The sequence below is a fragment of the Acrocarpospora macrocephala genome, assembly GCF_009687865.1.
GTDB classification, from domain to species: Bacteria; Actinomycetota; Actinomycetes; order Streptosporangiales; family Streptosporangiaceae; genus Acrocarpospora; species Acrocarpospora macrocephala.
Genome location: NZ_BLAE01000084.1, coordinates 38,209 through 49,917 on the forward strand (window position 1 = coordinate 38,209; position 11,709 = coordinate 49,917).

Genomic DNA, 11,709 nt, shown 5'->3' on the forward strand with positions numbered 1-11,709 from the left:
CGTGGGCATTTGTGAGTTTTGTACGGCTTAGCCGACTGTTCCCCGCGCCGCAGGCGAGAGGTTCTCTCCCCGCAACCAGGCCGCGATCACCCGCGCGATCCGCAGTCCCGACTTCCCATCCCACAACACCGGCAACTCCTCGCTCGGCGTCGAAGCCCCGTCGACCAGGGCCTGAGCGGCGGCGGCCGGCAGCTGCGCCGGAGTCACCAGGCGGTTCGTGCCGTGCGTCACCGTGATCGGCCGCTCGGTGTTGGGCCGGATGGTCAGGCAGGGCACGCCCAGCATGGTCGTCTCCTCCTGAACCCCGCCGGAGTCGGTCAGCACCAGCGCCGCGCCGCGGACCAGCGAGAGGAAGTCCACATACCCGAGCGGTTCGACGATCTTCAAGGCGGGCCCGTCCACCAGGCCGGCCTCCGCCAGCCGCTGCCGTCCGCGCGGGTGCAGCGGCACGACCACCGGCACCTGCTCGGCCACCCCGAGCACCGCGTCCACGAGCTCCTTGGCGGAGGCGGGATCGTCCACGTTCGCGGGCCGGTGCAACGTTCCCACCGCATAGCGGCCGGACAGCCCGAGCCGTTCCTGCACGGGCGCGGGGTCCAGCTTCGGCAGCGCCGAGAAGAGGCTGTCGATCATCGGATTGCCGACGAGATGCACCTTCGACGGGGAAATGCCCTCATGCGCTAGATGCGACAGAGCGTCCGGCGAGGTGCAGAACAGGATGTCGGCCAGCGCGTCGGTGACGATCCGGTTGACCTCCTCTGGCATGCTCCGGTCGAAGGAGCGCAGCCCGGCCTCCACGTGCGCGGTCGGGATGCCGAGCTTGGCGCAGACCAGGATCGCGGCCAGCGTGGAGTTCACGTCGCCGTAGACGACCACCAGGCCGGGCTGCTCGCGGAGCATGACCTCTTCGAGACCGGTCAGCAGGGTCGCGGTCTGCTGGGCGTGCGTCCCGGAGCCGACGGCCAGGTTGGCGAGCGGCTCGGGCAGGTTCAGGTCGACGAAGAACACATCCGACATCAGCGCGTCGTAGTGCTGGCCGGTGTGGATGAGGCCCTGCCGTACCCCCAGCTCGGCCAGACCGGATATGACCGGTGCCGCCTTGACGAAGTTGGGCCGAGCGCCCAGAACATGCAGGACGAGGGTGTCATTCAGCCGTGAATCCCTCAATGACCTTGCCTTTCTTCTGGGACTGGGGCAAACGTTGCCTATGGTACGGTCACGCCGTGGTAAGCGAGGCCAACAAGCCAACGAAGGTGTCCGCCAAGAAGGCGAAGGCCGGTGTCGGTGGACTTCTGCGGGGATTCGTGAAGAATCCCGTGATCGTGTCGCGAATCGTGGTGGGCAAGGTCAAGTCGGATCCCATGCGGGTCGCCCAGGCCGCCGCGGACGCCATGCCGGCCCGGATGCGGCCCCTGGTGGGCCGGATCGCCTGGCCGGTCGCCCGGTATGCCCGGGTCACGATCCGGAAGATCGTTCGCCGGATGGCCGACGGACCGCTCGAAGCGGCCAAGGTCCACTGGGAGGGCGGGCGGATCACCAAGGCCATCGAGGTGCTGCAACCGCACACCCGGTGGCCGTTCATCCGCCGCAGGATCGCCTACTACGAGGGCGAGCTGGCCGCGATCGGCAGCGATCCCATTCCGCCCAAGGCCAAGGTGATCATGGGCGATCGGGTGCCGGGGCGGGTGCTGCATATCGTGACCAACGCCTTGCCGTACACGCAGGCGGGGTACACGGTGCGAACCCACCGGATCGTCACCGCGCAGCAGGCGGCGGGGCTCGATCCGCATGTGGTGACCAGCTGGGGCTGGCCGATGTTGCAAGGCCACACCGACGCGACGCCGTACGACGAGATCGACGGGATCCCCTACCGGCGGCTGCTGCCCAGCGGCGAGGTGCCGAACGAGAGCCGGGGCCGCATGATCCGCGGCGCGGCGGACGTGACCGAGCTGGTCCGGCAGTTGCGCCCGCAGGTGCTGCACGCGGCCACCGACCACCGCAACGGTTCGGTCGCGCTCGCCGTGCGCGAGCGCACGAACACCCCGTTCGTCTACGAAGTGCGCGGCTTCCTCGAAGAGACCTGGACCTCCAGGGACCCCAGGCGCATCGGCAGCGAGCGGCACCTGCTCCAGAAGGAGCGCGAGGCGCACATCATGCGCTCCGCCGACGCCGTGGTCACGCTGGCCGAGACCATGGTCACCGAGATCCTCGAACGCGGCGTGCCCCGCGAGCGGATCTACCTGGCCCCGAACGCGGTAGACGACAGCCTGCTCACCGCCTCCTACGACGGCCACGCCCTGCGCCACGAGTACGGCATTCGCGACGACGAGATCGTGGTCGGCTCGGTGTCCAGCATCGTCGGGTACGAGGGATTCGCCACCCTGCTGAGCGCTGCCGCGCTGCTGAAGGCCCAAGGCACGCCGGTCCGCGTGCTGATCGTCGGCGACGGCGCGGAACGGCCCGCGCTGCTCCAGCAGGTCGACAAGCTCGGTATCGGCGACATTTCCCTGCTGCCCGGGCGAGTCGGGCCGGAGGAGGCACTACAGGCTCAGGCGGCCATCGACATCTTCGTCTGCCCGCGCGACGATCTCCGCGTCACCCGGCTGGTCACCCCGCTCAAGCCGGTCGAAGCGATGGCACTGGGCAAACCGGTCGTGCTCAGCGACCTTCCCGCGCTGTCCGAATTGGTGGGCTCCGACGGCGCCGGCCTGCTGGTGAAGCCGGAGAGCCCGGAAGAGCTGGCCAAGGCCCTCGCCGAGCTGCGGGACGACCCGGAGCGGCGGCGCGCAATGGGCGAAGCCGGTCGCGCAGAAGTTGCCGCAAAACGGACATGGAGCAGCCTCGCAAAGACCTATCGTGACATTTACGAATCGATCGTCAGCACGTGAGTTCCACCGAAGAAGCCGGATCTGGTGCATCAGGCATCCTTGGTGCCGAGTTGAGATAGCCTTTGCGACCATGAAGTGTTGTTCCCGTTCCCAGGTCTCATCGTGACCCGCTTCGATCTCACGATCATCGGATTGGGCTACGTAGGCATGCCGCTGGCCAAGGAGGCCACCGCGGCAGGCTTGACCGTGGCCGGGCTCGACGTGGACCCCCGCAAGGTGGACGCGCTCAACGCGGGCAGGTCGTATATCGACGACCTGACGGACGCCGACCTCGACGGCATGATCGGCAACGGCTTCACGCCGACGCTGGATCCTTCGGTGCTGTCCGAGTCGTCCACGATCGTGATCTGCGTGCCGACGCCGCTGGATGAGGACCACCGTCCGGACCTCTCCGCCGTCGAAGGAGCCACCGCCGCCGTCGCCGCCCACCTGCGGGCCGGCACGCTGGTGGTGCTCGAATCGACCACCTGGCCGGGCACGACCGACGAGGTGGCGCGGCCGATCCTCGAGAAGTCGGGTCTGGTCGCCGGGACCGACTTCCACCTGGCGTTCTCGCCGGAGCGGATCGACCCGGGCAACACCAAATACGGGCTGCGGAACACCCCCAAGGTGGTCGGCGGGTTCACGCCCGCCTGCCGGGAGCGGGCCGAGGCCTTCTACTCGCAGTTCATCGAGCGGGTCGTGCCGGTCAGCGGCACCCGCGAGGCCGAGATGGCCAAGCTGCTGGAGAACACCTACCGGCACGTCAACATCGCGCTCGTGAACGAGATGGCGATCTTCTGCGACGAGCTCGGGGTGGACCTCTGGGAGTCCATCGAGGCGGCGGCTACCAAGCCGTTCGGGTTCCAGAAGTTCCTGCCGGGGCCGGGCGTCGGCGGGCACTGCATTCCGGTGGATCCGTCGTATCTGTCCTACACGGTGCGCAAGCTCGGGTACCCGTTCCGGTTCGTGGAGCTGGCGCAGGAGATCAACGAGCGCATGCCGTCGTATGTGGTGGCGCGGGTGCAGCGGCTGCTGAACCGGCATCGTAAGCCGGTTAACGGGTCGAAGGTGCTGCTGCTCGGCGTGACGTACAAGCCGGATATCGCCGATGAGCGGGAGACGCCCGCGATCCCGGTCGCGGAGGCGCTGCTCGAACTCGGCGCGGATCTCTCGTTCTGCGACCCGCATGTGCGCGAATGGTCGGTGGAGGGCACCCCGGTGGCGCGGAAGGACGATCTCGCCACCGCTATCGCGGAGGCGGACGTGACCGTGCTGCTGCAGCAGCACTCCGCGTTCGACCTGGAACTGATCGAGCGGCAGGGTGTCCTGGTGCTCGACACTCGTGGCGTGCTCGCCACGAGCGAACGCGTCGAGCGGCTGTAGGGAGGCCTGGCGCGTGCACGTGCTCGTCATGACGGTGGTGCATCACCCCGAGGACGCCCGGATCCTGCACCGGCAGATCCGGGCCCTCGTCGACGCCGGTCATGAGGTCACGTACGCGGCGCCGTACACGGCGCGCGGAGTCGTTCCCCGGTCCTGGGTGACCGGCGTGGACCTGCCGCGAGCCGCGGAGCGGCGGCGGGTGACCGCGGTGCGGGCGGCCAGGCGGCTGTTCAAGAGCATGCGCGGCAAGGTCGACCTGGCCCTGGTGCACGACCCGGAGCTGCTGTTCGCGGTGGCCGGCGTGCGCAACCGGCCGCCGGTCGTCTGGGACGTGCACGAGGACACCCCGGCGACCCTGTCGCTGAAACCGTGGCTGCCCGCGTTCCTGCGCCCCCCGACCCGCTTCCTGGCCCGCCTGCTCGAAGGTACGGCCGAGCGCCACCTGCACCTGCTGCTGGCCGAGACCGCCTACGCGGGCCGGTTCCGGGAGGCGCACCTGGTGGTGCCGAACGAGACCTGGGTGCCGGACAACGTCAGCGCGCCCGGCGACGACCGGGTGGTCTACCTGGGCTGGCTGTCGGAGGCGCGCGGCGTCCGGGAGGCGGTCGAGGTCGCGCGGCTGCTGCGGCCGCATCGGGTGGCGGTCGAGCTGATCGGATACGCCGATCCGCAGACCCGTCCGGTGCTGGCCGGCGCCGTCGAGGAGGGCCTGCTGGAATGGCGGGACTTCATGCCGAACGACGAGGCGTTAAAGCGGCTGGACGGGGCGCTGGCCGGGCTTTCGCTGCTGCATGACGAGCCGAACTACCGGCACTCCATGCCCACGAAGATCGTGGAGTACATGGCACACGGCATACCCGTGATAACGACACCCTCGCCCCGGGCCGTCGAGCTCGTGGAGCGTTACCAGAGCGGCATGGTCGTGCCCTGGCAGGATCCGCAGGCGGTCGCCAAGGCGGTGCTGTCCCTGCGGGACAACACCGAGGAACGACGGGGAGCCGGCGCGCGCGGATACGCCGCCGCCCGGGCCAACCATCACTGGCCGAACTCGGCCCGCCGGTTCGTCGCCCAGCTCGAAACATGGGCAGGCGTCAGGCGTTAGTGTCCCAAATGCCGAATATGTCAGGGGTGACGGTTTGCGTTGGCTGGCTCTGATCCTGGGCGTCGCGATTCTCGGCGGTGTCGCGTCCGTCGTGGTCGCGCTCAACGAGCCGGAACCTCGCGCCGCGAACGTGGGCAATAGCGCGCCCTCCTCGCCGAAGCCGAGCGAGTCGGTGAAAGAGAACGAATTCACCGATCCGTGTGGAACGTTCGACACGAATGTGACGACGCCGTACTCGATCACGGGCTACTGGGTCCTGCCCACGACGGATCGGTGTAACTGGCGGCGGCAGCTGGAGGCCATCCACCATCTGGGCGGCGACACCGTGGTCCGGATCGGGTTCGGGCTCTCGCCGCGGCAGGTCAGCCCCGAGGGGTGGATTCTCGACCAGGTCACCGCTGAGGGTAAGGATCCGCTGGCGGACAAGCGGTATGCGTTCTGCGTGGAGAACGGGGTGCCCTGCGTGAAGGCGGCCGAGAACGATTTGAAGGCGGCCAATCCGGGAAATCGCATCAGCTGGAACTTCACCTATCGCACGGATGAGCAGTATGGGGACGGGGTGTTCCGGTGCCCGGCGATGGAACGCAAGATCGTGATCGGGGACAAGGTCTTCTACCGCCTGCTCGCGTCCGAGGATGGGTCTGACGACGCGACCTGCGATTTCACGTCCAAGGGCAAGGCTTACCATCTGATCCTGGTGTCCGCCGGGACGACTGACAGCCTGACCGAGTTGCTCGATCTGGGGGACCGGTTCGGGATCAAGGTCTTTCCCGCGCTGCCGCTGGCTCCGCGCGATCCGACCGGGACGACGAGGGCGAATCCCCGGCATGTCGGTACGCTCACGACTTTGACCCGGCGAATTCTCCAGGATTATGGCGACCGGCACGCCGGGCGGGAGTCGCTTGGGGGGGTTTATCAGCCGTTTGAGTTACAAATCCGGGATTGGGCTGAGCCGGAGAACGTGCCGACGCTCCAGGTGTACGCGGAGCAGCATCGGATCGTGGAGCAGGAATTGCCGGGGAAGCCGATCCTGGTGAGTCCGTATCTGGACGCGCGGCGGCGGGTGGGGTACACCTCGACGCCGAAGCAGGTGAAGAGTGGGTTCAAGGCGCTGGCCAGGACCGGGGTGGGGATCATCGCCCCGCAGGACGGCCGGGGGACGGGCAAGGGCGGATTATTCTGGCCCAACTGGAAGAACCAGCCGGTCGATGAGCGGTTGAAGCCGGTGGTGGGGGAGAGCACGTACAACACCGCTTACTACGGTGGCACGCGCGAGTACTACCGGGAGATGGCGCAGGCTCGTAAGGAGCTGCTGGACGAGGGTGTTGAGGTCCAGTTGTGGGCCAACGTCGAGTCCTTCGAGCCGTCGGCCACGGAACGGTGTGGGACGCAGGGGTCCCGGGGGCGTACGGACAAGCCTCGGATGGACACGGCGGTGACGCTCGTGGGGCCGTACGTGTCGAAGATCATTTCGTATATGTGGACGGATTTCTATACCTGTGGGTCGCCGTCGCTTTCTGAGGAGATTGCCCGGGACTGGGATAGGCCGGTGGCGATCCAGGCGGTGCGGGAAGAGCGGCAGATCCAGGATGGGCTGGAAATTCGGGGCTACCACATGCAGGACGCCAAGGTCACGTTGAGCTGGCCCGGTTTGGAGACTCCGCGCGTAGTCGACTCGGCCACCGTCGGGTGGTTCGACGGCAGCCCGATGGCGGATCTGCCCAGCACGGTCGGGCGGGTCTGGATCCCCGTGGACTGGGAGTCCGTGCCCAAGGACACGTGGGTTCGCGTCGAGGTCACCTCCGCCGACGGACGCAAGGCGGCCGAGCCTGTTTACTACCGCCACGAGTGATCCATTCAGCGTGTAACGTGCCTGACATGGTCCCGCGTATTCCCGTCAGCGTGGATCTCGTTGTGCTCACCGTGCGATTTCAGCAGCTCAGCGCGCTGGTGTGGCGACGGGATCGCGCGCCCTACAACGACTTGTGGGCGTTGTCGGGCGGGTTCATTCAACTGGAGGAGGACCTGCCCGCGGCGGCCGCCCGGGTCCTGGCCGAGCGGGCCGGGCTGCCCGGAGCTCCGGTGCATCTGGAGCAGCTCAAGACGTATGGGTATCCGGATCGGGATCCTCGGCAGCGTGTGGTGAGCGTGGCGTATCTGGGGTTGGCTCCGGATTTGCCGGCCTCGACTGAGGCGCATATGAGCTGGCAGGCGGTGTCGTCGTTGACGGCGATGGCGTTCGATCACCGGCGGATCGTGCTGGATGGGATCGAGCGGGCTCGGGCCAAGCTGGAGTACACCTCGCTGGGGGCGGCGTTCTGCCCGGAAGAGTTCACGGTGGCGGAACTGCGGCGGGTGTATGAGATCGTGTGGGGGCGGCAGCTCGATCCTCGCAACTTCCACCGGAAGGTGACGAAGACCGAGGGGTTCCTGATCCCGACCGGGCGGACGACGACGCGGGATGGGGGGCGCCCGGCGATGCTCTACCGGCGCGGACCTGCGGTGTTGCTGCATCCTCCGATGTTGCGGGTGTGACGTGGGGTGGGGCGTCCGGCGTTGCTCGACCGGTGTGGACCTGCGGTGTTGTCGCGTCCGCTGATGGTGCGGGTGTGGGGTCGGGTGGGGGTTCTGCGCTGCCCTACTGGCCTGGATCTGCGGTGTTGCTGCATCCTCCGATGTTGCGGGTGTGAGGGGGGGATGGGGGCGCCCGGCGCTGCTCGACCGGTGTGGATCTGCGGTGTTGTCGCGGCCACTGATGGTGCGGATGGGGGTTTCGGCCCTGCTCTACCGGCGTGGACCTGCGGTGTTGTTGCATCCGCTGATGGTGCGGGTGTGACGTCCGTACCCGAATGGGACAGAATGCGATCTCCCAGGGTTTTCTCAGGATATATTCGCCCATGTGCTGATCTCGGCGCCTCCGTCTTCGGCGGCTATCGCGGAAACCCTGGCCGTTGAACCTCCGGTTCGCCAGCGGCTGCGTGTGCTTGATCTGCTGCGGTTTGTCGCGGCGCTTGGGGTGGTTCTGTTTCACTTCGTGGAGACGCGGGCGTGGGGGACTCCCAATGCGTTTCCGGGGTTGAGCGCGGTCAGCGTCTTCGGGGCGTACGGCGTGCGGTTGTTCTTCATGATCAGCGGGTTTGTGATCCTGATGAGTGCGTGGGGGCGGACCACGGGGGAGTTCGCGGCTTCGCGGATTGCGCGGTTGTATCCGGCGTACTGGGCGAGTGTGATCGTGCTGGGGGCGCTCGCGCTGGCGGGGTGGGTCACTGATCATCGGCCGACGTTGTCGGAGCTGCTGGCTAATCTGACCATGCTTCAGCATGGGATGAAGATTCGTGATCTTGAGATCGTGTACTGGACGCTCTGGCAGGAGCTTGTCTTCTACGTGATGATCGGGTGTTTCGCGGCGGTGGGGATCACCTATAGGCGTTGCCTGGGGTTCATGGCCGGGTGGGTGTTTCTGCTGCTGGTGGGGGAGCGGCTGGATATCAGCGTGCTCAAGGTGGTGTTGGTGCAGTTCAGCGCGCCGTACTTCATCGCGGGGATGGCGCTGTTCCTGATCTACCGGTTCGGCGGGTCGCTGCTGCCGTGGCTGTTCGTGGGGGTGGCGTGGACCATCGGGCTGATTCAGGCGCTGGGAGAGCGTCCGCCGGCGGTGGTCAGGTTCGGGGAGGCGCTGGGGTCGGCGCTGGTGGTCGGGGTGATCTCACTGATCTTCCTGGTGATGATCCTGGTGGCCCTCGGAAAACTGGAGGGGCTGGACTGGAAGTGGTTCACGGTGCTGGGCGCACTGACGTATCCGCTGTACCTGTTCCACCACCATGTCGGGTTTCTGTTGATCCAGTGGCTGCATCCGGTTCTGGGGAATCGGGTGACGTTACCGCTGGTGCTCGGAGTTGTGCTGGGGGTGGCGTGGCTGGTCTATCGGCTGATCGAGGTGCCACTGCAGCCACGATTGAAGTCAGCCCTGGCCCGCTCACTACGGGCCGACACCTGAGTCACTTCGTCTGAGCGCATTTTTCGCGCTTATTCTGGTCGCTCCCTTGCCCGGGGTTCAGCTTCGTCCGGGTCACGTCTTCGGCCGTCGTTCCATCCAGTACGCGGGGTTCCCCCACCCAGCGGGAATGGGGCGGAGCCCCGAGAGGGCGTACCGGCGGGGGCGGGCGGAGCCCGAGGGTAATCAAAGGGCTGGGTGGGGGGGAAAATCACTTCTTTTTGGGCCAGACCTCGCCGGGGGCAAGTTTGCGGTTGCCGAGCAGGGTTGAGATGGTGACGAACTTGTAGCCGCGCTTCTTGAGGGTTTTCAGGACGGCGGGCATCGACTTGACGGTCTCGGGGACGATGTCGTGCAGAAGGATCACGCCGTTGCGCTTGGCCAGTTTGAGGGTGCGGGCGGTGATGATCTTCTGGTTTCTGGCCTGCCAGTCGAGGGTGGAGCCGGTCCACATGATCTGCGGCAGGCCGAGTTCGGCCATCCGCGCGCCGACTCGGGCGTTGGTGGCTCCGGACGGCGGGCGCATCATGGTCGGCCACAGGCCGATGGTCTCGTGGATCACTTCCTGGGTGCTGGTGATCTCAGCGACGATCTCCTCGTCCGAGAGCGTGGTCAGGCTGGGATGATCCCACGTGTGGTTCCCGACCTCGTGCCCTTCCTTGACCATGCGCTGCATCATCTCGGGACGGTTGGCGACCTTCCGGCCGAGCACAAAAAATGTCGCCTTGGCTTGATACTTCTTGAGGGTGTCCAGCAGCTCGGGGGTGTACGGCCAAGGGCCGTCGTCAAACGTCAGCGCGATGCACTTGTATCGCTCGCAGTACGGCTTGGCCGCCTGGGCGGTCGCCGGCGGCATGAGCAGGCTCGCAACACATAAGGTGCAGATCGCGGCAACCGCAACCCGGGAAAATCGTGCAATCTTCGCATTTCGGACGCGGCTGGTCCACCTGCCCCGAGCGCTGCTCATTATCCTCGCGACCCTCGCGATCCTTGCAACCTTCATGAACCCGGCAACTCGGGCAACATCGGCAACTTTGACATTTCTGGCGATCAACCGCATGGTGCCGCATCTTAACGTTCGTCACCGCATGCGGTTTAACACCTGTCACGGTTGGCGGTTCCGCGTCAGTCACGGTTCGGGGCTTCACGCCAGTCACGGTTCGGGGTTGCGCCTTCGTCACGGTGGAGGGTTTCGTGTTCGTCACCGTATGCGGTCACATTGGCGATCTTTCAGGATTTCCTTGCGTCTGATGACGTGGTGCGATTTGATCCATACCGCTCTTGTTCGTGTCCGCGCGTCCCCACTGCTGATGGCTGGGAGAGACGGTGGAGTTTCGAGTACTGGGGCCCGTCGAGGTGTGGGACGGGGTGCGCAGCCTGCAGCTGGGGGGCCCGAAACCGCGCACGTTACTGGCCGCTCTCCTGCTGGAATCCGGGCGAGTCGTCTCGGTGGACCGGCTCATCGACATCCTGTGGCCGCTGTCGCCTCCAGGCAGCGCGCCCTCGCTCATCCAGACGTACGTTTCAGCGTTGCGCAAGGAGTTGCTCGCCGCCGGACGAGGCGAGGTGATCGAGACGCGGGCGCCGGGTTATGTCGTCCGTACGCGGCCTGGAGAGCTGGATTCCGAGCAGTTTGAGGCACTTGTCGCGGAAGGGCGGCGCCGGGCGGCTGCGGGGGATCTGGAGGGCGCCAGCGGCTCGTTCGTGGCGGCGCTCGGATTGTGGCGCGGAGAGGCTCTTGGGGGCCTCGGGGAAGCGTTGCGAGCCGAAGCCACCCGCCTGGAGGAGATGCGCCTTTCAGCCATCGAGGAACGAATCACCACCGATCTGGCCAGGAACGCCGAATCCGAGATCGTGGCCGAACTCCGCTCGCTGGTCGGTGAACACCCCACCCGCGAACGGCTCCGCGGCCAGCTGATGATCGCCCTCTACCGCCTCGGCATGCAGGCAGAAGCCCTGACAATCTTCCAACGCGGCCGCGACCTCCTCGTCGAAGAACTCGGCATCGAACCCGGCCCAGAACTCCGCGCCATCCACGAGGCCGTCCTCCGCGCCGACGACACCACCCTCGGCTGGACCAGCCCCGACCAACGCCTCCGACTGCAAGACCCCCACCTCAGGCTGCCCGACCCACGCCATGGATTCCAGGACCCCGGAGCCGGTGGACCGGACTCCCGGCATGGAGCTCAAGACCCTCGGTTGGGTGGGGCAGGCTCTAGGCGTGGGGGTCAGGATCCCGGGTTCGGTGGGTCGGATTCCCCGCATGGGGCTCGGGACCTCAGGCATGGAGCTCAAGACCCTCGGTCCGGTGGGACGGAATCCCAGCAAGACCCTCGGTTCGGTGGGGCAGGCTCTAGGCG

9 protein-coding genes are annotated in these 11,709 nt (G+C 66.8%); 7 read left to right on the forward strand and 2 right to left on the reverse strand.

Translation table 11 applies throughout. The features are described 5' to 3' along the window. Positions 1-27: 27 nt before the first annotated feature. Positions 28-1,167 (reverse strand): non-hydrolyzing UDP-N-acetylglucosamine 2-epimerase, encoded by a 1,140-nt coding sequence (gene wecB / locus Amac_RS46820; RefSeq protein WP_170323006.1) that lies wholly within the window; start codon positions 1,165-1,167, stop codon positions 28-30. A 56-nt stretch (positions 1,168-1,223) separates the two neighbouring features. Between wecB and Amac_RS46825 the strand changes: the two genes are divergently transcribed. From Amac_RS46825 to Amac_RS46850, 6 genes are all read left to right on the forward strand, one after another. After that, a complete protein-coding gene (locus Amac_RS46825; protein ID WP_246269145.1) occupies positions 1,224-2,888 on the forward strand; it encodes a glycosyltransferase family 4 protein in 1,665 nt (554 codons plus the stop codon). A gap of 102 nt (positions 2,889-2,990) precedes the next feature. Then, positions 2,991-4,253, forward strand: a complete 1,263-nt coding sequence (locus Amac_RS46830; RefSeq protein WP_155360916.1) for a nucleotide sugar dehydrogenase — start codon at positions 2,991-2,993, stop codon at positions 4,251-4,253. A 13-nt stretch (positions 4,254-4,266) separates the two neighbouring features. Beyond that, positions 4,267-5,355 (forward strand): glycosyltransferase, encoded by a 1,089-nt coding sequence (locus Amac_RS46835; RefSeq protein ID WP_174900310.1) that lies wholly within the window; start codon positions 4,267-4,269, stop codon positions 5,353-5,355. 34 nt (positions 5,356-5,389) lie between these two features. Then, entirely contained in the window at positions 5,390-7,207 is a 1,818-nt protein-coding gene (locus Amac_RS46840; protein WP_155360917.1) for a DUF4434 domain-containing protein, read from the forward strand. A 26-nt stretch (positions 7,208-7,233) separates the two neighbouring features. Continuing rightward, positions 7,234-7,890, forward strand: a complete 657-nt coding sequence (locus Amac_RS46845; RefSeq protein ID WP_155348067.1) for an NUDIX hydrolase — start codon at positions 7,234-7,236, stop codon at positions 7,888-7,890. 445 nt (positions 7,891-8,335) lie between these two features. Continuing rightward, positions 8,336-9,352 (forward strand): acyltransferase family protein, encoded by a 1,017-nt coding sequence (locus tag Amac_RS46850; RefSeq protein ID WP_281356411.1) that lies wholly within the window; start codon positions 8,336-8,338, stop codon positions 9,350-9,352. 208 nt (positions 9,353-9,560) lie between these two features. Here the strand turns inward: Amac_RS46850 and Amac_RS46855 are convergent, their stop codons facing one another. Further along, a complete protein-coding gene (locus tag Amac_RS46855) occupies positions 9,561-10,205 on the reverse strand; it encodes a polysaccharide deacetylase family protein (RefSeq protein ID WP_218041699.1) in 645 nt (214 codons plus the stop codon). 470 nt (positions 10,206-10,675) lie between these two features. On the opposite strand from Amac_RS46855, the gene Amac_RS46860 reads away from it, so the two are divergent. Further along, positions 10,676-11,709: AfsR/SARP family transcriptional regulator (locus Amac_RS46860; RefSeq protein ID WP_218041700.1), on the forward strand; the 1,034-nt coding region annotated here is incomplete at its 3' end.